The sequence below is a fragment of the Acinetobacter radioresistens DSM 6976 = NBRC 102413 = CIP 103788 genome (assembly GCF_006757745.1).
Lineage (GTDB): Bacteria > Pseudomonadota > Gammaproteobacteria > Pseudomonadales > Moraxellaceae > Acinetobacter > Acinetobacter radioresistens.
Map to the genome: position 1 here is coordinate 1,904,171 of NZ_AP019740.1, position 23,441 is coordinate 1,927,611.

The window sequence follows — 23,441 nt, forward strand, 5'->3', positions numbered from 1 at the left end:
CACGCCACTAAAATAGAAAAGCCTGCGGAAGCAGGCTTTTTTATCTTATCTTTATTTTCCAAGCAGGCTACGCGCCACGATCTCTTTCATGATTTCATTGGTACCACCATAAATCCGCTGGATTCTGGCATCTACAAAGAAACGTGAAATCGGATATTCGGACATATAGCCATAACCACCAAACAGCTGAAGCAAGTTGTCAGCAACTTTCATCTGCATATCGGTACTAAAACTTTTTAAAGCGGCAGCTGTAGCAACATCGAGCTGGCCCTGCTGATAGAGCTCTACATTTCGCTCATAAAATGCAGCTGTAGCCAATTCATCAATCTTGGCCTGTGCCAGTACAAAGCGGGTATTCTGGAATTGAGCGATCGGCTGACCGAAAGCTTGGCGCTCCTGAACATAAGCTGTAGTTACATCAATACTGCCCCGTATAGCACCCAGAGCAGTAGCAGCTATCGCAGTACGCTCGCGTGGCAACTCCTGCATCAGATAAGCAAAGCCTTGCCCCGGCTGACCAAGTAACTGGTTTTGGGGTACTTTAATATTATCGAAGAACATCTCTGAGGTATCTTGTGAATGCAAACCGATCTTGTCCAGATTGGTTCCTTTCTTAAAACCATCCAGATGGGTATCAAGCAGTAAAAGCGAAACACCTTTAGCTCGGGCTTGTGGATCGGTTTTAGCAGCCAATACTACCAGATCTGCGTGCTGCCCATTAGAAATAAAGGTTTTGGAACCATTTAATATATAACTGTCATCTTGCAAAATTGCGTTGGTTCGCATTGACTGCAAATCAGAACCAGCCCCCGGTTCAGTCATGCCAATTGCACCCACCACTTCACCACTCACCATTTTAGGTAACCAGTACTGCTTCTGTTCCTCACTACCAATATTCAGAATATAAGGAGCAGCAATTTCTGAATGACAGGATATACCTGTCGATAGTGAACTATAACCAGCCCGGGCTGACTCTTCTACCAACATCAGTGAATAATAGGTAGGCACGCCATAGCCGCCATATTCCTCAGGTACATCTACACAGAGAAAGCCATTTTCACCTAACAGGTTCCAGACATGCCGTGGCATGATTCCGTCACGCTCCCACTGTTCATAATGGGGTGCAATATGCTCTTTCATAAAACGTCTAAAGTTATCACGGAATAATTCCAGATCGGCATCATGCTGCATGTCTTATTTCCTTTTATCAGTTTGTTAGTCAGCTTCTGTTTTACTCATGCTAGTTATTTTCCGAAAAGATGTCATGACCTGATGAGTTTTTATTGCTGTTCATAAAGCTAAAAAAAAGGAAGCCGAAGCTTCCTTTTTGTTCAAATATTTTTAAATATGTCCTGCTTTCTGCTCAAGCATCTGACGGTCTACCTCACCCGGATTAGCCAGAGCTTCATTCAGCTTGTCTTTGTCTAGCTGGCCTACCCATTTGGCAACTACAATAGTTGCCAGTGAATTACCCACCAGGTTAGTCAAGGCACGCGCTTCAGACATGAAACGGTCGATACCCAGAATGAGTGCCAGACCAGCGACAGGAATATGACCTACAGCAGACAGGGTTGCTGCCATAACAATAAAGCCCGAACCGGTTACCCCTGCTGCACCTTTAGATGAAATCAGCAGAACCAGCAGCAAGGTAATTTGATGAGTTACATCCAGCTGGGTATTGGTCGCCTGTGCAATAAAGATCGCGGCCATAGTCAGGTAAATTGAAGTACCGTCCAGATTAAATGAATAACCCGTTGGAATAACCAGACCCACTACAGACTTCTCACAACCTGCAATTTCCAGTTTCTTCAGCATACGCGGTAAAACTGACTCGGAAGAAGATGTACCTAGTACAATCAGAAGCTCCTCACGGATCAGGCGGATCATTTTAAGAATACTGAAACCGCTAATGCGTGCAATGGTTCCTAGCACGATAAAAATAAACAGCAGACAGGTAATATAGAAACAGAGAATAAGCTGACCAAGCTGAACCAGTGAACCTACACCATATTTACCAATAGTAAAAGCCATTGCACCGAAAGCACCAATCGGAGCCAGCTTCATGATCATGTTTACAATGTTAAAGAACACATGCGAGATTTGATCAATAAACTTAAGTACTGGCTTACCGGCATCACCAAGTTTGTGCAAAGCAAAACCAAACAGGATAGCAAAGAGTAATACCTGAAGAATTTCACCATTTGCAAATGCTCCAACTACAGTCTCAGGAATAATATGCAGCAGAAAATCGACTGTAGATTGCGACTCACCCGAAGCGACATATTTCTGAATACCCGCAGTATCCAGAGTTGCCGGATCAACATTCATACCTACGCCAGGCTTGGCAATATTAATTACCAGCAGACCAATCAGCAGGGCAATTGTCGAGACAATTTCGAAGTAAAGTAAGGCAACACCACCAGTCTTACCCACTGACTTCATACTTTCCATACCTGCGATACCACTTACCACAGTACAGAAAATCACAGGCGCAATAATCATCTTAATTAAACGAATAAAGCCATCACCTAACGGCTTAAGCTGTTCGCCCAAACCTGGTACCTGCTGCTCAACACCATTCATGAGGACAGTAGTACTCGGGAAGTAATGCCCCACAAGAACACCTGCGATAATCGCAATAATCACTTGAAAATAAAGTGATTTATAAATCGGTTTTTTAGCCATAACTTTTCTTCATTACATATCTCTGGACATGGTCAATACCCAGCGCAAGGTCTATCCTTAGGAATACACAGCCCTGAAATTTCATGTAAAAACAAAAAGGTAAAGAACTTTTTACCTATACAGGAAATATTCAGCATGAAAATAATTCGCCTTAAAAAACGAATTTGGGACTTAACATCAATGACTTAGACTTCAGACCTATAAATAGTAGAATCTATTAATGCAGGAGAAGATTAAATTAACTTAACAAAGTCTATCTGAGGCGGATTTTACTTGAAGGAAATATCATAATGGAATGGTTATTTTTAAGTCTGGCTAATCTGTATACAATTCCTTATTAGACATTAGTCTAACCCCACCAAAGTTTTACACACCTTGTTGTTTTATGTCATAGTGGAAAAACTTACTTATTATCTAATTAAAATTGTCAATGAACACCCGTAAAAATCTTTATAAAGAGTTTGAGCATCCTTTTGCGCAATATGTCCGGATTATTGGCAAAGGAAAAAATGGTGCGAGGTCATTAACTTATGAAGAAGCCTATCAGGCATTCAGCATGATCCTCAAACAAGAAGTTCTGGATGTTCAGCTCGGTGCATTTCTGATGTTGTTACGTGTAAAAGAGGAATCTGTTGATGAGTTGGCAGGTTTTGTACAGGCTACCCGTGATCAGCTAAATTTTGCCCCTTTATCCGTTGATCTGGACTGGTCTTCATATGCCGGCAAACGAAAACATTATCCCTGGTTTCTGCTGGCAGCATTAACGCTTGCCCAGTCGGGTTATAAAGTATTTATGCATGGCGCATCAGGTCATACCCTTAACCGGCTCTATACTGAACAGGTGCTAGAATACTTAGGCTATTCCATCTGTCAAAGTGAACAGGATGTTCAATACGAACTCGAACAACATAATTTTGCCTATCTTCCCCTTGAGGCGATTTCCCCTGTCTTAAGTGATTTGATCTCGCTCAGAAATGTTATGGGCTTGCGTTCCCCTATTCATACATTGGCACGCCTGATTAATCCATTTAATGCCAAGGCTACATTACAGGCAATTTTCCATCCGGCTTATCGCAGTTCTCATCAGCAGACTGCATCACGGTTAGGCTACCAGAATAGCGCTGTCATCAAGGGTGAAGGTGGCGAATTTGAGCGTAACCCGGATGCGCGCACACTGATTTGTGGTATTAAAAATAGTGAGCTGTATGAATATGAACTGCCCAAACTGACACAGGAACGCAGCCTTGCTGAAGAAGAGTTAAATCTGGAGAAATTTAAAGCAGTCTGGGAAGGCAAACAAACTCATGTATATGGTGAAACAGCTGTCACAGAAACAATGGGAATTGCTTTATATACAATGGGTGTTTGTAGTACCTATGACGAAGCCATGTTAAAAGCTAAAGAACTATGGGCTACACGGCACTCTTCCTAAATGTAAAAAAATTATTTTGGCTTACCAGTTCTGGTAGGTCAAAGTCATAACGCCTGAGTATTTTTATAGAAATTTATATATAACAATAAAGAGTAAAACATGACTAAAGAGCTATCTGCATGCGCTGTATTACAGCAGGCTGCTATAAATAGTAATCATCCTTTTTATAATGCCATTTTAGAGTTCATACAGTATCATCTTGATGAAATTGAGACATCTTACTGGCAAAAATACTTTCACACCGCTCAACCAAGCTTAATTCAAGTTGTAGAAAAACTTGAGTTTAAAAGTAATACGCTTCCAGATGATGAGCTAGACATAGAGGAGATGACATATTATGAAAACCATCTGGACTTTTCTTTGCCAGATGAAATTAGCCAATATGTAATATGCGTGGTTTTTGAAGAGGACAGCATTATTGATGTCTGTATGGAAAGCTGAAAGTTACAATAAAAAAGCTTTTACTTTGACTTAAATCTAAGGCCTCAGTAAAAGCTTTTAAGTACAAAGACTGGATTATCTTTGCCTATATATAAAGTTAAACAAAACGAATCGGTTTAAATTCTTCATCCTGTTGTGGCTCATGTGAGTCACAGTGCTCATCTTCTTTTTTGCTGCCACGGTTAATATAACCAGTGCGCTCCTCTTCAGGCAGGTGTTTAACCTCCCAGGCAATCACAGCCTGCAGACAGGTTTCACGTTGCTCCTGAGTAAGTGGCTCGCCATTTGGCCATTTGCCGATTTCAACGGCAGTTCTCAGACGTTCTACAATCTCAGGATTTAAAACGGCAAGCATCTGTTCAATATTCATGATCAATCCTGTTGATGAAAAGAGTCAAAATCCTGATTCCAGCCCAGCTTGGTACGACATGCCATATAAAAGTCATAACCAGGTGGATGCAGCAAATTTAACTTGAAGGGATATTTACGGATATGCAGGCAATCTCCGACGTTCAGGGAAACGCTGTTCTGACCGTCGGCACTCACCATTGGCATCACACGATTTTCACGTATAGCCAGTTTAATTTCACTATGTCCGCCCACAACAATTGGACGCGATGATAATGTATGGGGATGCATTGGCACCAATACAATAGCATCCATTCCCGGATGTACAATCGGGCCACCACCTGAGAGTGCGTAAGCTGTAGAACCAGTCGGGGTAGAAACAATCAGTCCATCACTATGCTGACGATAGACATACTGTCCATCAATATTCATCTCGAAATCGATCATATGAACTGACTTGCCTGAATGCAGCACAATATCGTTTAGAGCAATTGCATTATAGATGATATTGCCCTGTGACCGAATTTCCATTTCCAGAAGAAAACGGCGATCCAGCTGGAATTCTCCACGCAACACCTGATCCAGCTTAAAAATTACTTCAGAGGGTTTTATATCGGTCAAAAAACCTAAACGTCCACGGTTAACACCGATTACTGGTGTATTGTGATGGACCAAAGCACGTGCTGCGTGGAGCAGCGAACCATCTCCACCTACGACAATAACCAGATCAACAATTTCACCCAGCAGTGCCCGACTGACTGTTTGCGGATCTGTATAGGGCACCAGCTGTGCAGTTTCCTGATCAAATACCGGATGCAGACCGCGACTCACCAGGTGGTCATGAATCAAACACAAGGTCTCTACAACAGAGGATTTATCGGGACGTCCTAATAAGCCAATATTACGAAAAGTCTTATGTGTTATTTGCACGAGATCGCCGGACTCCTTTACGGTTCTTGGTTATAATAACACTATCAAAGTTGTTTTAAAAAAACATTCAAAAACCGCAACAGTAAAAGTGAGCAAGTTCCCAATTTGAGTTTATTCACAGTTTAAGCATTGCAAAATTGGTGAAAGCTTCGCATGATTAGCAAAATTTATTTGGGTAATGTCTTCCGTTTATGAAGTTTGAACGTGGTATTGGCTTGATTGCACTCATTTTTTCAGTGCTTATTATTGGGGGCTTTGTCGCCTTTGGAATATATTTAATCCGCTTAGATAATATTATCCGGGACAAATTTGAAGGACAGCGCTGGGATATTCCGGCGAAAGTTTTTGCTCGCCCTCTGGAAATCTATACCAATGCCCCGGTCAATCAGCAAGACTTTGCCCAAGAACTTAAATTGCTCGGCTATAAATCGGCAAGTAGTTATGATAAGTCAGGTTCATATGTATCTCAGGGGAATACCTTATATGTCCATACCCGGGGCTTTGATTTTGGTGATAGCGTAGAACCAGAACAGATTCTGGAATTAACTTTTAATGACCAGAAGATCAGCGAAGTACGCACAACCAAACCCTCTACAAGTGGTATTACCCGTCTGGAGCCCTTATTGATTGGCGGTATTTATCCGCAGCATAATGAAGACCGGGTTCTGATTAAACTGAACCGTGTACCAAAACCGCTCATTGAAGCTTTAATTGCGACTGAAGATCGGAACTTCTATCATCATCATGGTGTTTCAGTGCGAGGCATTGCCCGGGCTCTGGTCAGCAACCTGACTGGTGGACGCCGCCAGGGTGGATCTACTCTGACCCAGCAGTTGGTTAAAAACTTTTACCTGTCACCTGAAAAAACCTATAAACGAAAGATTAATGAAGCCCTGATGGCCATGCTCATCGAACTTCATTATGACAAAGATGAAATTCTGGAAGCATACCTGAATGAAGTAAATCTGGGCCAGAATGGTAATTATTCAATTAATGGTTACGGTCTGGCTTCCCAATTCTATTTTGGTCTGCCTTTACGTGAACTGAATATTTCACAGCAGGCTTTCCTGGTAGGCCTGGTACAGGGTCCTTCCTTATATAACCCGTGGCGTAATCCTGAAGCGGCTAAGAAACGCCGCAATGTAGTACTAAAAAACATGCAGGTGATGGGTTACTTGACTGAAGCTGAATATGAAGAAGAAAGTGCCCGCCCATTAAATGTAATTAGCAAGCCAACTTTAGGACCAGCCAAATTTCCAGATTTTCTCGATATCGTACGCCGTCAGCTACGTACCGAATATCAGGATGGCGACCTGACCAATCGAGGCTTGCGTATTTTTACAACACTTGACCCGATTGCCCAGACCCGTGTGCAGACAGCTTTCAAAAATTCTGTAGAACGTTTATCCAAGCGTAATCCAGGCCGTTTAAAAAACCTGCAGGGTGCAGTACTGATTGCTCATCCGGAGAATGGAGAACTCATAGCTGCTGTTGGTTCAACTCAGGATTTTACTGGCTTTAACCGTGCTCTTGATGCCAAACGTCAAGTAGGATCACTTTTAAAACCGGTGATCTATCTGAGTGCTATTGAGTCAGGGCGTTATACCTGGGCCAGTTCGATTCAGGATGCTGCTATCAGTATTCCAATAGATAAAAGCAAGGAATGGACACCCAAGAATTATGCGGGTGGTGAATATGGTGTAGTCAGCATGATGCAGGCGCTGGCTAACTCTTATAATCTGTCTGCTGTACGACTTGGTCAGGAATTTGGCCTCTCGACATTTACCAATCAGTTAAGAAAATTTGGAGTGACTTCAAACATTCCAGCCTTTCCGTCTATTTTCTTGGGCGCTGTCGAAATGTCGCCAATGGAAGTCATGAGTATTTATGAAAACTTCGCGACTGGTGGTTTCAAATATCCACCACGTGCCATACGTACAGTAGTAGATGCAGATGGCCGGCTATTGGACCGTTACGGACTGGATGTACAGCAGACCATCGACCCGTCGAGTGCCTATATTCTAAACTATGGCCTGCAGCAGGTCATGAACATTGGTACTGGGCGTTCTGCATATAACAGTTTTCCAGCCAGCCTTAAACTGGCCGGTAAATCAGGTACCACCAATGACACACGTGACTCATGGTTTGCAGGCTATTCAGGCAATCATCTGGCAGTAGTATGGCTAGGGCTAGACAATAACAAGGTAACGGGCCTTACTGGTTCTACAGGTGCATTGCCGGTATGGATTAATGTAATGAAACAGTTGAAACAGGAACCGGTCAATCTGCGCCAGACTGATAATGTACAGTGGCACTGGATTGACCGCGCTACCGGTTATTTATCTGCTCAGGGCTGTGAAGGTGCCATGTACATTCCTATACTGCGTCATACAGTACCACGCCGAGCTACTGCCTGTGGCCTTTCACATTATCAGGTCGAACCAGTTTACACACCTGATACCGAACATAACGACGCACCTGCGCCTGAAGAAGATAGTATCGAAAACTATATCCGTGAAAGCGAGACTGAAATGGAACAGACGTTACCGTCTTCTGAAGGCCGAATCATCTCAAGCGGAAGTTATGAAAATTAAATGCTATAGAGAAAATTTGTGAATCATATAAAACCTGGCATATTTGCCTTAGCATTGCTTGGAGTGGCTGGCTGTCAGACGGCGCCTCTACCTCAGCCTGAAGAACAGAAACTGGCACCAAGACCTGTTCCTGAAGTGCAGGCTACATCTTCGGGCGTAAAAATTACTCCGTATGAGCCGGAAGAAATTAAACGCCAGAAGGTGCAGATAGTGGTGCCTGAGCAAAAGGTTCAACAGCAGTTCAAGGATGGTCGTGAACTTCCTGCATTCCGGAAAATGATGTTGCAGACACAAACTGCTTATAAACAGGGCCAATGGTCTCAGGCTGAAAGCTATGCATTGCAAGCACAAAGACTGGCTCCTCAGTCCGCTGAAACCTTTTTGTATCTTTCAATGATTGCTAATAGACAAAACAAGCCAGCTAATGCGGAAGCACTGGCTCGCCGGGGCTTAAGCTATGCACAGAGCAATCCAATGAAAAAGCAGCTCTGGTTAAATATCTTAAAAGCGGCTCAATCTCAGAAAAACAGTAAAAGCATTCAAGAAGCCAAAACAGCTTTGAATACATTCTAGCTTCTTGACCTGTTTAAACTGGTTTCTTTACTTAGATATGACGGATTCCGGCAATACCATAGGCGCCGTACTGCCGGGCACACTCCAGATCCTCTCTAGACAATCCGCCTAGAGCAAAAACGGGCACATCGGCCTGATGAGCAAGTTCTGCAAATGCATCCCAGCCTAATGCTGGTGCTTCTGGATGAGTCGGAGTAGCCTGTACAGGGCTAATAAGTACAGCCTCGCACCCGATTTGAACAGCATGCTGTACTGAAGCAGCATCATGGCAGGCAGCAATATAACGAATCCCAATACATAGTTCGCCTTTTTTCAGAGACATCTGTTCAGACTGTTTTAAATGTACAGCAGCGATGTGATGTTGCTGTTCAACATTAAGAGACCGCCAGACTTGATAAGGCACTATTAATTTATTTAGTTGCTGAATGCTATATTCCAAAAGCCAATTTTTATCAATTTCAGCCTCTTCAGGCCGCCAGTAAAAGAGCATATCTTGAGCTAATTGCTCTATCGCTGAAAGTGCTGTACCAATCCTGATTGAATGTGGCCAATATAACCGCTCAATCACTGGCTGATTAGCAGCTGGAAAATCAAGTGTTTGTAATTTTTCACGTGTGTACCAAGCCCATGGTTTCTGAATCTGGTTTAACATCTCCTCTGGTACATGTGCAAAGAACAGATGCAAATGTACTGTAATATCGTCATATTCATGACAGATCAGGCTAAAAGGATGCCAGTCACTCAAGCCAACCCCGACTTCTTCATAAATTTCACGCCGACAGGTTTCTTCAGGAGTTTCATTCCCTTCAACTTTTCCACCTGGAAACTCATACTTGTTACCTTGGTGCTGCTTAGCTTCTCGCCAGCCAACCAATACTTTTGAACGATGAAACAATAAAGCGACAGCAACATGCACGATAGGCTTAGACATTGAATAATCCGAGATAAGCTTTTACTTAGTGTAAGCAAAAATAAGAAGTTTATAAATTCTTAAAATTCTATTTGACAGACTCATTCGATAATGATTATCATTTATTTGAATTCTTGCACACCACGGAGCTATAACAAATGAACGCACCATTCAACCTATTTGCACGCCAGACTCAAGCCAGCACTTCTCTGCCAATGCTACAATCCAGCAATCTTTTTGCACTCGGGCGTGAAATCCGTATTATGCATGCGGGTGAAGAGTACCGCTTACGTCTGACCCGCAACAATCGTTTAATTCTAACCAAATAACTATTTACAGCTTCAAAAAATAATAAACGTGGAAACAGGCAGTATGGCTCTCCCATACTGTTTTTTTATTTATATTCTATCTGATGGGCTTTTAAAAATAATAAGGTAACCTTTAAACCACCATAGTCTGAAGGGGTAAATTCGATATAGCCTCTGTGTAGTTCCATAATTTTTCGCGCTATAGAGAGGCCTAGACCTGAGCCTGATGTTCGTGTACCTAATCCACGAAAGAAACGCTCGCCTAAACGCTCTAAAGTATTTGAATCTACCCCTGCTCCGTTATCTTCAATCATTAACCGGTAGTGATGCTGCTCGTCTTTTAAGGTAATATAAACTGCACCATGTTCAGGTGCATAGCGGATTGCATTATCAATCAGGTTACGGATACAGGTAAATAAGAGTTCCTGATTTCCATATATTTCTGCGTGTGGTAATGCAGCTATTTGATGAATACTTACTTGACGCTCCTGTGCAAAAAGTTCCAGTGAGTATACAACCTCATCAATAAGTGGCTGGAGCTGTAGCAGACTACCAGGCATCTGCTGATATGCAGCAGGGTCAAGTCTGGCCAGTAATAACAAATTTTCCAACACCCGGGTACTACGGGTCACATCATTCTGAATAGCTAACAAGTCAGGAACAAGTTCAGGAATGTGGCTATATTTACGTTTTAAAACCTGTAAACGCATAGCAATTGCAGATAAGGGTGAACGCAATTCATGGGATGCATCGGCTGTGAAGCGTTGCTCGGCAGTCAATGCCCGATCCAGCCGGCTCAATAACTGATTCAGCGAATTTATAACAGGTTCAATCTCCTGTACCAATGGCTGCTGTTCAATGGGTTGTAAATCGGATGGTGACTTCTGGGCAATCGTTCGACTGAGCTTTTTTAAGGAACGCAACTGCCGCTGTATACCAAAATGACTCCATAGCCATTGAACCAGCCAGACCAGCAACAATACAACAGCGTAAATCAGAATACTTCTGATAATATCCTTAAAACGAACAGCCAAGGGCTGGATCAGTTCAGCCTTCAACTGTTTATCATTAGTCTGCGCCGTATAGCTACGCCACAAGTGACCATTTTTCCAGACCAGTCCAAAATCTTGTGGCAGGTCGTTAAAAAGCTGTTGCTGTAAGTGGGTAGAATGGGCCAGCGTACGCCCTTGCCAGTTTAGTTGATACTGAATATCAAATTCATTACTCAGTTCGTCAAGCTGTCCCGAATTCGCAGACAAATCAGAAACCAACAATGTATCTGCGAGTTCGTCCATAATCTCGTCATGAACCTGCATGGCATGATAAACAGCAATACCAATCAGCAGCAAAAAGGCCAGCAGTCCCGCCAAAATACTGCCCAGCATAGTAGTACGGATGAGTTGAGACTGTAAAGAATCTGGCTTTGCATTCATTTAGGCTTCGCCCATACGGTAACCTAAACCACGAATAGTCCTGATTGTGTGGCTACCTAACTTTTTGCGTAATTGATAAATATAGACTTCAATGGCGTTACTTTCGACTTCATCCCCCCAAGCGTAAATCGACTCTTCCAGCTGTTCACGTGTCACCACATGATTCGGATGTTGCATCAACTTATACAAAATCTGGAATTCTCTGGCTGTCAGGTCACGGCTTTCGCCTTCCTGCTGTACCGTTTTTGCTTTCGGATCCAGACAAATATTATTCCATATCAGTGTCTGGCTTTGTCCCGCTTGCAGGTTTCTCATCTGGCTACGTATACGTGCTGAAAGTTCTTCCAGGCTAAATGGCTTGACCAGATAATCATTGGCACCGAGGTCTAATCCTTCCACCCGGTCACTGATACTGTCACGGGCTGTCAGAAAAATAACAGGAGTCTGGGCCTGATGTTGTCGCAGGGTCTTTAAAATTTCATCACCACTGGCATAAGGCAACCCCCGGTCGAGCAAAATACATTCATAGTCGTGCTGTTTAAGAGCAGTCATCGCATAATCTCCCCGCTCTACCCAATCTACACTATAACCGTCCAGTTCCAGCCAGGTCTTTATACTTTCACCTTGAGAGGTATCATCTTCAACCAGTAAAATTCTCATCCTTATTTTATATCTCTGTTTTTATGTATCTTGATAGTGCCCTGAAAAGTTGAAATATTCAAAGCCCAATAAAAAAACCACATTACTAAAATGGCAAGTAATGTGGTTTCTAAGGAGGATTAACAAAACACGAAACAACTACAGCTTAAAAACTTTAAAATTTCACTGAATCTACATCAATTTCTACACGTTTAGTCGGTTTATAATCGATATCAACTTCGCCGGTCAATGTTACGGTTGTAGTTGGAGAAATAGGTTTACCTTGCCATAATTCATCATCAATATCGGCAGTAATTGTGCCAGTCCGGTCACGGAATTGATATTTCTCATCGCCTAAGGCTTTTACCACCTGACCACGCAATTGCACACGGGTATCATCTTTTGCGGTCAGTGCCTGTTTTACCGTAGTAACCTGGGCCGTTTTGATTGCTGCATGATTCACGGCAGTATTTGCCATAGCCACGCCACCAATACTTAGAGCACCTGTTAACAAAGCCAGTTTCGCCATATTCATACGCACTTTACCTCGTTTATTTACTCATTATCGAATAAGAGTATTAAAACAGCTAAAGATGAATTGAATCTTAAGAAATTAAAATTATTTTATTAATTTAAAGGCACTACGCGTAATACTTCCTCGAGTGTGGTTAAGCCTGCAATTACCTTTCGGGCGCCTGCAATACGCAATGGCTCCACCCCTTCTTTTTTGGCCTGCTGACGAATCTGATCGAGCGATGCATCAAGACTGATCTGCTGTTTGAGTGCCAGACTTACTGGCATAAACTCATAAAGACCTATTCTGCCTTTATAACCTGTGTTACGACAGACTTCACAGCCCACTGCCTGATAGACTGTATTTGGAACTTCCATAATATAGTCAAAAGTTAAATGTTCCCATTGATGTTCATTAATTTGCCCCTCTTCTTTACAGTGAGGGCATAAGGTACGAACCAAGCGCTGAGCCAATACGCCTAAGATTGTGGCTGAAGTCAAAAAAGGCTGCACACCGAGATCATGTAAACGGGTTAAGCTAGAAGGCGCGTCATTGGTATGCAAAGTTGACAAGACCAGATGCCCAGTTAAGGCTGCCTGAATTGCCATATTGGCTGTATCCTGATCTCGGATTTCGCCAACCATAATAATATCAGGGTCTTGTCGCATCAGGGCACGTACCCCGTCTGCGAAACCCAGGTCAATTCCATGATTAACCTGCATCTGGTTAAAGCTTGGCTCCAGCATCTCGATCGGGTCTTCTATGGTACAGACATTAACCTGTTCGGTTGCCAGCTGTTTTAGGGAAGAATATAGCGTTGTGGTTTTCCCTGAACCAGTCGGGCCAGTCACCAGTATAATACCGTGACTATGCTGAGTCATTTCCTGCCATGCATTAAGCAGACGCCCTTCAAAACCCAATTGCTGAAAGCTACGGACCAAGACTTCAGGGTCAAAAATCCGCATAACCAGTTTTTCCCCAAACGCCGTAGGTAAGGTCGATAAGCGCAGTTCCGTTTCCTGGCCTTTAGGTGTACGCGTCTTCAGACGGCCATCTTGCGGTTTGCGCTTTTCAGCAACATTCAGACGCCCCAAAATTTTTAACCGGGAAATTACTGCCGTCAGTGTGCTGGCCGGCATGTTGTAAATCGTATGCAATACCCCATCTATCCGAAAGCGGATTTTGCCGTTATCTTTACGTGGTTCCAGATGAATATCACTGGCTCCCTGCTCAAATGCAAACTGTAAAATCCAGTCCACCAATTTTACAATATGCTGATCATTAGCATCAGGATTCTGAGTATCACCCAGCTGTAAGAGTGCCTCTACGCCTTTATTAGTACGATCGTGTGTGCTGCTTTTTTGAGAAGAGCTGACCGCGCGGCTAACCTGATAGTATTCCACTAGATACCGCTGCAACTGTTCAGGGTTAAGGAGCACTTGCTGGATTTTTTTAGGCCTTAAGCTTCGTTCAAGATTAGTAATCCATTCAGTCATAAAAGGCTGGTCTGTACCAATCAATACCTGATCTGCCTGAACTTCAACTGCTAAAATATGATTTTTAACAGCAAATTCCTGCGACATGATTCCAGTCAGTGCAGTTACATCCGCCTTTAAAGGATCAATAACATAGAAAGGAATTTCAGCTTTTTCGGCCAGCCATTGGCATAAGCGAGTTAATGTCAGGGATAACAATGGATGCTGTTGATCTTTGAGATTAAAATTTGCAATCCATTGCAGGGGATGCCATTTAAAATGCTGTTTTTGCCGCTGGGTGGTCTGAACCAAATGTTTGTCGCGCTCGGTAATCCGGCCGTCTTTTTGTAAATGGTCCAGGCACCAGACTGTATCTATTTCAAAATTAAACTTCACTATTATATCCCCTGCATCCTTAAATACTATAACAGAGTTATTTTCTGATGCAGTACAGGGCCATATAAAATTAATGGATTGTTTATAGTTAATATAAAAAATATTATTTTTTAAAGATATAAAAAGCTTTTAGAAGTAAAGTCTTAATCTTGTAAGACAAAATATTATCACTTCTACCTTAAACTTCAATTATTATACTTAGATTATTTTAAAATCATTAATACCAGTTTTTTAATTAAATAAAATACTTTAAATTAAATAAATAACTAGCTCTTCGCCAGGTATTTACACTATAGGTTCAATGGATGAGCAATGCGAATTTCGGAAGTTTTCAGGAAGCCGGTAAAGCCGTATTAGGTTATTTGCATAAACGCTTCGGCTTCAGTTTATGGATGATTACACGGGTGGAAAGTGATAACTGGATTGTTTTACAAAGTGAAACGACGGGTTATGACATCCAGCCTGGTCAGGTCTTTCGCTGGGCAGATTCTTTTTGTGCACATATGGTTACTGGTGATGCTCCTAAAATTGTACCCCGCTCTGAAGATATACCCTTATATGCAGCGGCGCCTATTGCCAAGCAAGTCAGTATCAGAGCTTATATTGGCCAGCCGTTGCTTAATGAAGATGGCAGTCTGTTCGGCACACTCTGTGCCATTGATCCTCACCCCAAACCTGATTCAATTGTCCATGATGCTGACCTGATTGAAGTTTTCGGTGGCCTGCTTAGCCGGATTTTACAGGTTGAACTACGTGAAAATGAGCAGATCCGCCAGTATGAGCGCCTACAGGTTGAAGCTTTAAGTGATGTACTGACCGGTTTATATAACCGTCGGGCATGGGACCGGCTGGTCAATACAGAAGAAGAACGCTGTAAACGGCATGGACATCCTGCTGCGGTCTTTATTATTGATCTGAACGGTCTAAAAGAAGTAAATGACAACCTGGGGCATGTAGCAGGAGACCGTTTTATTCGACAGGCTGCTGAGATATTAAAGAATAATGCTCGTAGCAATGATATTGTTGCTCGGCTTGGCGGTGATGAATTTGGTATTCTCAGTATTGAGAACAACCAGGCAGGCGCAGAACTTCTATTGCAGCGGATGTTAAAAGCACTGGAAGAAGGTGGCGTTAGTGCCGCTGTTGGTTATGTTATGCGGCATCCCTCTAAAGGCTTATTGACTGCTGTCACAGAAGCCGATCAGAAGATGTTTGAACATAAACGCCGTATCAAATCCAATCTGAACTAATTTCAGACAAGGTCAATAATAATAATCTGCTCTGCCTGTACGCTAAAGCTAATATCAAGATAAGCAAACTTCATCTTATAAATACGTTCAGGATCTTCCTGATAAGCCGGACGTGGATCAAATGATAAAACATCATTTAACTCCTGAATAAGTTGATCGCTCAGCTCAAGCACTTGCTGTTTTATTAAAGCCTCTTCCGACCAGCTTACTTCTTTGCGAAGTGGCTCTTCCTGCGCATAACCGCTCTGTGCATGGGGAATAGCATCTGAATAGTGAATATAGGGTTTGATATCCAGAATGGGGGTGCCATCAAGCAGATCGCTTCCGGTAACATACACTCGCAGTGCTTTGCCCACTTTTTTTACTTCTTTAAGCTGTACCACTGACAGGCCCACTGGCGCTGGACGGTACATACTTCGGGTTGCAAACACCCCAAGCTTTTTATTACCCCCTAGACGTGGTGGACGCACTTGAGGCCTAAACTTATCAGTCTGGTCCTGAGACTTATTGTCATGGAACTGCCATACCAGCCATAGATGGCTAAATGCCTCAATACCTGCAAATGCCAGCAGATCATTATAGGGAGGTAACATATCAATATAGGACTCAATCTGAACCAGATTGGGCTGGCGCGGTATTCCAAACTTTTCCTGATAGGGAGATTTCATATACCCGATAATAGGGAGTGATACAGTAGGCTTCATCACTTTTGCTTATAAACACAATTAAATATATTCAGTTTATCGAGAATGTTTTTAGATTAGAATAGCAAGCTGTTTAATTTGATAGATAATTGAGACCTTTAATGGCTGCGTTTAACGTCGAAAAGATTACTCACGTTCACCACTGGAATGACACGCTATTTAGTTTTAAAACAACTCGTGATCCGAGTTTACGTTTTAAAAATGGGCAGTTTGTGATGATTGGACTTGAAGTCAATGGCAAGCCATTAATGCGAGCTTATTCTATCGCCAGTGCAAACTATGAAGAAGAACTGGAATTTTTCTCGATTAAAGTACAAGATGGTCCACTTACTTCAATTTTGCAGAAAGTTCAGGTGGGTGATGAGATTCTGGTCTCACGCAAGCCGACAGGTACACTGGTACTTGATGATCTGCTGCCAGGCAAAAATCTATGGCTACTTTCCTCAGGAACTGGCCTAGCTCCTTTCCTGTCTGTTATTCGTGATCCTGAAACTTATGAACGCTTTGAGAAAGTTATTGTTGTACATGGTACACGTTACATTTCTGAACTGGCTTATCAGGACCTGATTTTAAATGAACTACCAAATAATGAGTTTTTCCAGGACTTAGATATTCAAGATAAACTGGTGTACTACCCGACTGTAACCCGTGAAGAGTTCAAAACTCAAGGCCGTTTAACCGCTCTGATCGAATCTGGGAAAATTTTTGAAGATTTAAATCTGCCTGCATTTAATCGTGAAGATGACCGTGCAATGCTGTGCGGCAGTCCGCACTTTCTGCGTGATGTTGCCGGTTTGCTAGATCAGCATGGCCTGAAAGAATCGCCGCGTATGGGTGAAATGGGCGATTACGTTATTGAACGGGCTTTTGTTGAAAAATAAGATGAGTTAAATAAAAAACCGGGTGATAATGCCCGGTTTTTATTATAAAAAAAACTTTCTACTAAAATTTAAGATTTCATTCGCCAGACTTAAATCAGAAACTTTCTTAACCTGATAATTCTAAAAATCCCAACTGTTTTACTGGGTTGAATCCTTTTTTCAAATCCATACAATAAAGCCATATTTTATTTATGCCTTTTGCTTTATTGCCATGACTCTCTCTTACGTTACTGAACTTCTCTCTCCTGCCGGCTCACTTAAAAATATGCGTTATGCTTTTGCCTATGGCGCAGATGCAGTCTATGCAGGTCAACCACGTTACAGTCTGCGTGTTCGTAACAACGAATTTGATCATGACAACCTAAAAACAGGTATTGAAGAGGCACATCAGTTAGGTAAAAAGTTTTATGTAGTCGTGAATATTCAGCCACATAATAGCAAGCTTAAAAATTTTATACGTGATCTGGCACCTGTAGTTGCCATGAAGCCGGATGCACTCATTATGTCCGATCCGGGCCTCATCATGATGGCACGTGAACATTTTCCTGATATGCCCATTCATCTCTCTGTGCAAGCTAATGCAGTAAACTGGGCGACTGTTAAATTCTGGAAAACCATGGGGCTTACGCGCGTGATTCTATCACGTGAACTTTCTCTTGAAGAAATAGAAGAAATCAAACAAAACGTACCCGATATGGAAATTGAGGTTTTTGTACATGGTGCCCTGTGTATGGCTTATTCAGGCCGCTGCCTGCTGTCTGGTTATATGAATAAGCGTGATGCAAACCAGGGTGCATGTACCAATGCCTGTCGCTGGGAGTATAAAATTCATAATGCTATTGAAGATGAAACAGGTGACATAATTGCTCTACAAGATCTGCCTAAAGGTTGCTGTAACAAGACTGAAGTAGACCAGCAACATATGCTTGGCCAGCAACAGGTTAAAGAGCCCGTACTGTTACAGCGCAATGAAGAAGACATGTTTGCAGCAGAAGAAGATGAACATGGCACCTACTTTATGAACTCGAAAGATTTACGTGCGGTACAGCATGTAGAACGGCTAACTAAAATAGGGGTACATTCTCTCAAGATCGAAGGTCGTACCAAATCTTATTTTTACTGTGCACGCACTGCCCAGATCTATCGCAAAGCAATTGATGATGCACTGGCAGGTCGACCTTTTGATACATCACTATTTACACAGTTAGAAGGTCTCGCCAACCGGGGATATACTGAAGGCTTTCTGCGTCGACATGTACATAGTGAATATCAAAATTATACCACCGGCTCATCTCGCTTCGATCATCAGCAGTTCTGTGGTGAAGTTTTGGAGCGGAATGGTGATTACATCCAGATTGATGTAAAAAACCGTTTTACGGTGGGCGATTCTTTAGAGTTGATGACTACGCGAGGTAATATCACTTTTACTCTGACTGAAATAAAAGATAAAAATGGGAACCTGATTATGGAGGCTAAAGGTTCAGGACATATTGTCGAGATTCCTATACCAGCAGAAGTCGATATACAATATGCCCTACTCATTCGTAATCTTCCAAACTCGGCTGTAGATATCTCTGCCGCCTCATTAGCATATACAGCAGAATAATATGGCTCTTCATATTACGCAGCAATGTATTAACTGTGATATGTGTCTACCAGAATGCCCGAACGATGCTATTTATGAGGGTATAAAAATCTATGAAATTGATGCAGAACGCTGTACTGAATGTGTAGGATTTTATGAACACGAAACCTGTATGGCTGTCTGTCCAATTGATTGTATCGAGCCTAATCCTCAATATATAGAAACTCAGGAACAGCTTTTGGAAAAATTTAAACATCTGAACCTGTTTAAAAAGCAAAACGAATAAAACCCTAAATATTAAAAGTAGAGATTTATAGCCAAAGCTATATAACAGATAAAAGTCAAAGTGTGGGGGCACTTTGGCTTTTCTGCATTTATTCTTAATGTATTGAATATAAAAAAGGAACCTGGCTGTTAGCGAGACCAGATTCCGTAAAGAGGTAAAACATAAATAAAATTATCAAGCTGAGAAACCGGAGTCCCTCAGTCTATCTGGTTACTGACCGGAGCGGATAATGTAATCAAAAGCAGAAAGCGACGCTTTTGCACCTTCACCTGTAGCAATGATGATCTGCTTGTACGGTACCGTTGTACAGTCACCCGCCGCAAATACACCTTTTACATTGGTCTCGTTACGCTCATTCACCACAATCTCACCGCGGTTACTCAGCTCGACTTCTGACCCTTTCAGAAAGTCAGTGTTCGGCAGCAGACCAATCTGTACAAAGATACCCGCCAGTTCAATCTCCCTGTCCTCTCCAGATACCCGGTCCTGATAACGCAGCGCAGTCACCTGTGAGCCGTCTCCCACCACCTCTGTGGTCAACGCAGACTTGATTACTGTCGTGTTCGGCAAGCTCGCAAGCTTGTCCTGCAATACCTGATCTGCACGTAAAGTATCAGCAAACTCAAGCAGGGTGACATGCTCAACAATACCGGCCAGATCAATCGCTGCCTCAACCCCGGAGTTACCGCCACCAATCACCGCCACCCGTTTGCCCTTGAACAGCGGACCGTCACAGTGCGGGCAGTAGGCAACACCACGGGTCGCATATTCCTGCTCGCCCGGTACATTCATCTGTCTCCAGCGTGCACCGGTAGAGAGAATCACTGTTTTAGATTCCAGTCGGGCACCATTGTCCAGAGTCACTTCAACCAGACCACTGGCCGTTTCTTCTGCACCTTTAATGCTGGCAACTTTCTGCAGGTTCATGATGTCGACTTCATACTCACGCACATGCTCTTCCATGGCCGCAGCAAACTTTGGCCCCTGGGTTTTGGTGACCGAGGTAAAGTTTTCAATATCCATGGTGTCCATCACCTGTCCACCGAAGCGTTCAGCCACGATCCCGGTACGGATACCTTTACGCGCTGCATAGATGGCAGCAGTATTCCCGGCCGGACCACCACCAATCACCAGGACATCAAAGGCTGCCTTGGCATTAAGTTTCTCTGCATCTTTGGCCGCCGCACCGCTGTCCAGCTTGGCAATAATCTCTTCCAGGGTCATACGTCCCTGACCGATGTGCTGGCTGTTCTGGAACAGCATTGGAACCGCCATGATCTTGCGCTGTTCGACTTCTTCCTGGAAGAAGGCCCCGTCAATCATAGTGGCAGTGGTGCCCGGGTTATAGATGGCAATCAGGTTGAGGGCCTGCACCACATCCGGACAGTTATGACAGCTCAGTGACACGAATACTTCGAAGTCAGCAGTCAGGTTGAGCGCTTTAATCTGTGCCAGTACCTCGTCAGAGACTTTGGGAGCGTATCCGGAAACCTGCAACAGGGCCAGAATCAGCGAGGTGAACTCATGCCCCATCGGCAGGCCGGCAAAGAATACCCGGGGCTGCTCGCCCGCTTTGGCCACACCAAAGCTTGGGCGGCGGCTGTGCTGGCCATCAAGGCGTGCAGTCACCTGATCAGACAGGGCGGCAATTTCATTGACCAGCTCTTTGATTTTATCTGACTTGTCAGAGCCATCTAAAGAGGCAACCAGTTCAATCGGGCTTTCCAGACGTTCGAGTAATGTTTTAAGTTGTGCTGAAGTATTTTGGTCTAACATTGCTAACTTCTCCAAAGGAGTCAATATTAAGGAATGAATTGATGATACTGCAAAGCCATTAATAGGTAAAACAATATGTTTTTATAAATACAATCGGTTCTAAGAATTGTGATTAAAGAACAGAGCCGGTTTTTCGGGCCTGTTCTGATCTTGTTTTTCATGACTTAGCTGTTTAGGCGGTGTGTAATTCGCTCGGTTCTCAGTTGCAGACGGCGAGACAGTAAATAAAATATCAGGCTTAAAACAGCGCTCATTAAACTTATAGCTATGATTATAATATTTGCCCAATATGAAAGCTGTTGAGCCTGTCTTACCTGTGGCTCAACACTTTGAGCTAACGGTGTTAAAGCCTTTCCATAAACCTGGTGCTGCATGATCCAAAGCTGTTCTGGTTTAAAACCATACTCAATAAAGTCTGGATCAGTCTTCTCTGCTTTGACCAGTTCCACTATATAGGGAATAGCTGTATTTTTATCTGCAGGCTGGTGCAATAAGGCCGTTTGCGCGAGTATATAAGCTTGAACCGGTTTTTCTACATTTTCCTCAGCCAAGTAGTGTGCAATCGCACTATCTTGAATATTACGCTCATAATGTACCAGCTCATGCGCAGCTTCTTTTTCTTCATTGTTTAGGTCATATTGCACATAAGTCAAACCTGACCAGATAATGATAAATGCAATGAGCCATCCAACGAATTTTAAAATAAATGACTGAAAGCGAATATAAAAAAAATGAAATTTTCTGAGAAAATAAACTGTGAAAAATGCACCAAAGAAAGCTGCAAACAGTTTTAAGAATAACCAGCCAAACCATGACAGTAAATTAAAAAAATAATCGTGCTGTGGTGCAAGATCTGTCAGGCTAGCTTCGAGAGTTAAAGGTAAATGTAGTTGTTCTACTTGTTGAGAAAGACCAAAAAAACTATAGATAAAATTCTGCTGTAAAAATATGGCAACCACACTTGCAATAAATAAAGTACTGGTCGTTACGCAAAGCAGCATTACTTTATGCTGACGCTTTTTCAATACCAGCATTCCTGTTTCGATCTGTTTAGAACTCAACGCATATTCATCTAAAGGTGGCAAATAATATCTCCAAAGATTAATCAGGTATACTTAGGCTATTAATATAACAAAAACAGCTTAAGGTTTATTTGTCCCCGAATTTGATTCAAGCACAAGCTGATTCAGATTATCTTGTAACATACGCAAGCGGCTGGTAGCTTCCTGACGTTTTTGCATACCTTCTTTCTGTACCTGAATCACATCATTTACTGTTTTAATGAGGGTATTCTGAACATGTTCAAGGGTTTCAATATCAATGACTGACCGCTGGTTGGCTTTAGCAGTATCTACAGAGTTCTGATGCAAAAGCTCTGCGTTACGGCGTAGTAATTCATTGGTTGCATCATCAATACTATTGGCAAGCTGTACACTATTTTTCTGCTCGTTAAGAGAGATAGCCAAACTAATCTGGTTTTTCCAAGCGGGTAAGGTAATGTTTTTAATGGCATAGAACTTGTCCACCAGCATCAGATTATTGGACTGAATAATCCGGATCATTGGCAAAGTCTGCATAGCAGATTGCTGTAAAACCTGAAGGTCACTGATACGTTTCTCCAGATTATTTGCCAGATGATTTAAATCATAAATCTTTTGTGTAATCGGCTGGTCTTGAGGCTGTTCACTGAGCTTAGCGATTTGCTGCTGAATATCTTGCTGTTTAAGTTTTCCCGCAGCGACATAAATACCCAACTGCCTATACTCATCCTGTACCCCATTAAACATTTTATCCAGTGTATCAACCCGGGCTTTTAGCCCGGTCTGTGAAATTTCAATTTCTTTTACCAGAACATCAATCTGCTCTTTAGTAGTATGAAACTGCTGGTCAAAGTTCTGTTTGGCACCTTTAATCTTACCCAGCAAATTACCCAGAAAACCTGAACTTTTGGGTTTGTTTAAAATGCTGGAAGTATTCAGCTGCTGAGCAACCTGTACTACCTGATTGAGTTTCTGGCCGGTAGCATCAAGGTCTTTGTTCTGGACTAAATCTAGCAATTCATCCGTATAAGAAGAGGTTTTAGTCGCAATATTTTTCCCATATTCAGCGACAGTATGATGACTCATATCATTTAGCTCTTTATGGGCATTCTGGACTTCTGTAAAGTCTGAATCCTTTAACCCTATTTCCTGTAAATTTAGTTGCTGAAAATCCTGCTCCGATAAGTCTCTCGAAGTAACTATCGTTAAATCATTTTTTTCCAGATCGGCCATAATTCACC

22 protein-coding genes are annotated in these 23,441 nt (G+C 42.6%); 9 read left to right on the top strand and 13 right to left on the bottom strand.

Annotation, left to right across the window (positions count from 1 at the left end; genetic code table 11):
* Positions 1–51: 51 nt before the first annotated feature.
* Complete coding sequence (locus ACRAD_RS08875; RefSeq protein ID WP_005019587.1) at positions 52–1,191, bottom strand: acyl-CoA dehydrogenase family protein; 1,140 nt, start codon at positions 1,189–1,191, stop codon at positions 52–54.
* A 150-nt stretch (positions 1,192–1,341) separates the two neighbouring features.
* The gene (locus ACRAD_RS08880) at positions 1,342–2,685 is read right to left on the bottom strand and encodes a dicarboxylate/amino acid:cation symporter (RefSeq protein WP_005019585.1); all 1,344 of its coding nucleotides are present in this window, start codon (positions 2,683–2,685) and stop codon (positions 1,342–1,344) included.
* A 430-nt stretch (positions 2,686–3,115) separates the two neighbouring features.
* Between ACRAD_RS08880 and ACRAD_RS08885 the strand changes: the two genes are divergently transcribed.
* Together ACRAD_RS08885 and ACRAD_RS08890 are read left to right on the top strand one after the other, a co-directional pair.
* On the top strand, positions 3,116–4,117 hold the full coding sequence (locus ACRAD_RS08885; protein ID WP_005026710.1) for a glycosyl transferase family protein: 1,002 nt from the start codon (positions 3,116–3,118) through the stop codon (positions 4,115–4,117).
* Positions 4,118–4,216: 99 nt separating this feature from the next.
* Positions 4,217–4,558: a hypothetical protein gene (locus tag ACRAD_RS08890; RefSeq protein WP_005026712.1), complete on the top strand. Its 342-nt coding sequence runs from the start codon at positions 4,217–4,219 to the stop codon at positions 4,556–4,558.
* Positions 4,559–4,655: 97 nt separating this feature from the next.
* On the opposite strand, the gene ACRAD_RS08895 is transcribed toward ACRAD_RS08890, so the two are convergent.
* A complete protein-coding gene (locus ACRAD_RS08895) occupies positions 4,656–4,928 on the bottom strand; it encodes a YeaC family protein (RefSeq protein WP_005019580.1) in 273 nt (90 codons plus the stop codon).
* A 2-nt stretch (positions 4,929–4,930) separates the two neighbouring features.
* Positions 4,931–5,836 (bottom strand): NAD(+) kinase, encoded by a 906-nt coding sequence (locus ACRAD_RS08900; protein ID WP_005019578.1) that lies wholly within the window; start codon positions 5,834–5,836, stop codon positions 4,931–4,933.
* 191 nt (positions 5,837–6,027) lie between these two features.
* Between ACRAD_RS08900 and mrcB the strand changes: the two genes are divergently transcribed.
* Both mrcB and ACRAD_RS08910 read left to right on the top strand, forming a co-directional pair.
* Positions 6,028–8,430, top strand: coding sequence for a penicillin-binding protein 1B (gene mrcB, locus ACRAD_RS08905; RefSeq protein ID WP_005026715.1), 2,403 nt, complete (start codon positions 6,028–6,030; stop codon positions 8,428–8,430).
* 18 nt (positions 8,431–8,448) lie between these two features.
* The gene (locus ACRAD_RS08910) at positions 8,449–9,003 is read left to right on the top strand and encodes a tetratricopeptide repeat protein (RefSeq protein WP_005026717.1); all 555 of its coding nucleotides are present in this window, start codon (positions 8,449–8,451) and stop codon (positions 9,001–9,003) included.
* Between the two features lie 31 nt (positions 9,004–9,034).
* Here the strand turns inward: ACRAD_RS08910 and ACRAD_RS08915 are convergent, their stop codons facing one another.
* Complete coding sequence (locus ACRAD_RS08915; protein ID WP_005026719.1) at positions 9,035–9,934, bottom strand: NUDIX domain-containing protein; 900 nt, start codon at positions 9,932–9,934, stop codon at positions 9,035–9,037.
* A 137-nt stretch (positions 9,935–10,071) separates the two neighbouring features.
* On the opposite strand from ACRAD_RS08915, the gene hemP reads away from it, so the two are divergent.
* The gene (gene hemP, locus ACRAD_RS08920) at positions 10,072–10,242 is read left to right on the top strand and encodes a hemin uptake protein HemP (protein WP_005019570.1); all 171 of its coding nucleotides are present in this window, start codon (positions 10,072–10,074) and stop codon (positions 10,240–10,242) included.
* A 65-nt stretch (positions 10,243–10,307) separates the two neighbouring features.
* Here the strand turns inward: hemP and ACRAD_RS08925 are convergent, their stop codons facing one another.
* The 4 genes from ACRAD_RS08925 to ACRAD_RS08940 form a co-directional block, all read right to left on the bottom strand.
* Complete coding sequence (locus tag ACRAD_RS08925; protein ID WP_005026723.1) at positions 10,308–11,654, bottom strand: ATP-binding protein; 1,347 nt, start codon at positions 11,652–11,654, stop codon at positions 10,308–10,310.
* Positions 11,655–12,314: a response regulator transcription factor gene (locus tag ACRAD_RS08930; protein WP_005026728.1), complete on the bottom strand. Its 660-nt coding sequence runs from the start codon at positions 12,312–12,314 to the stop codon at positions 11,655–11,657.
* A 154-nt stretch (positions 12,315–12,468) separates the two neighbouring features.
* Positions 12,469–12,828: a NirD/YgiW/YdeI family stress tolerance protein gene (locus ACRAD_RS08935; protein WP_005019560.1), complete on the bottom strand. Its 360-nt coding sequence runs from the start codon at positions 12,826–12,828 to the stop codon at positions 12,469–12,471.
* Between the two features lie 92 nt (positions 12,829–12,920).
* A complete protein-coding gene (locus tag ACRAD_RS08940; protein WP_005026730.1) occupies positions 12,921–14,678 on the bottom strand; it encodes a GspE/PulE family protein in 1,758 nt (585 codons plus the stop codon).
* A gap of 305 nt (positions 14,679–14,983) precedes the next feature.
* Here ACRAD_RS08940 and ACRAD_RS08945 point away from each other — a divergent pair, with 305 nt between their 5' ends.
* Complete coding sequence (locus ACRAD_RS08945) at positions 14,984–15,928, top strand: GGDEF domain-containing protein (protein WP_005026732.1); 945 nt, start codon at positions 14,984–14,986, stop codon at positions 15,926–15,928.
* 2 nt (positions 15,929–15,930) lie between these two features.
* On the opposite strand, the gene tsaA is transcribed toward ACRAD_RS08945, so the two are convergent.
* The gene (gene tsaA, locus ACRAD_RS08950; RefSeq protein ID WP_005026734.1) at positions 15,931–16,632 is read right to left on the bottom strand and encodes a tRNA (N6-threonylcarbamoyladenosine(37)-N6)-methyltransferase TrmO; all 702 of its coding nucleotides are present in this window, start codon (positions 16,630–16,632) and stop codon (positions 15,931–15,933) included.
* Between the two features lie 101 nt (positions 16,633–16,733).
* Between tsaA and ACRAD_RS08955 the strand changes: the two genes are divergently transcribed.
* From ACRAD_RS08955 to ACRAD_RS08965, 3 genes are all read left to right on the top strand, one after another.
* Positions 16,734–17,513, top strand: coding sequence for a ferredoxin--NADP reductase (locus ACRAD_RS08955; protein ID WP_005026736.1), 780 nt, complete (start codon positions 16,734–16,736; stop codon positions 17,511–17,513).
* A gap of 211 nt (positions 17,514–17,724) precedes the next feature.
* Positions 17,725–19,119: a prephenate-dependent tRNA uridine(34) hydroxylase TrhP gene (trhP, locus tag ACRAD_RS08960; RefSeq protein WP_005026738.1), complete on the top strand. Its 1,395-nt coding sequence runs from the start codon at positions 17,725–17,727 to the stop codon at positions 19,117–19,119.
* Position 19,120: 1 nt separating this feature from the next.
* Positions 19,121–19,384, top strand: coding sequence for a YfhL family 4Fe-4S dicluster ferredoxin (locus ACRAD_RS08965; RefSeq protein WP_005026741.1), 264 nt, complete (start codon positions 19,121–19,123; stop codon positions 19,382–19,384).
* A gap of 210 nt (positions 19,385–19,594) precedes the next feature.
* Here the strand turns inward: ACRAD_RS08965 and ahpF are convergent, their stop codons facing one another.
* The 3 genes from ahpF to ACRAD_RS08980 all read right to left on the bottom strand — a co-directional run bounded on the left by ahpF (position 19,595) and on the right by ACRAD_RS08980 (position 23,433).
* On the bottom strand, positions 19,595–21,160 hold the full coding sequence (gene ahpF / locus ACRAD_RS08970; protein ID WP_005026743.1) for an alkyl hydroperoxide reductase subunit F: 1,566 nt from the start codon (positions 21,158–21,160) through the stop codon (positions 19,595–19,597).
* Between the two features lie 164 nt (positions 21,161–21,324).
* On the bottom strand, positions 21,325–22,245 hold the full coding sequence (locus tag ACRAD_RS08975; RefSeq protein ID WP_005026745.1) for a hypothetical protein: 921 nt from the start codon (positions 22,243–22,245) through the stop codon (positions 21,325–21,327).
* A gap of 57 nt (positions 22,246–22,302) precedes the next feature.
* Positions 22,303–23,433, bottom strand: coding sequence for a toxic anion resistance protein (locus tag ACRAD_RS08980; RefSeq protein WP_005019543.1), 1,131 nt, complete (start codon positions 23,431–23,433; stop codon positions 22,303–22,305).
* Positions 23,434–23,441: the final 8 nt, after the last annotated feature.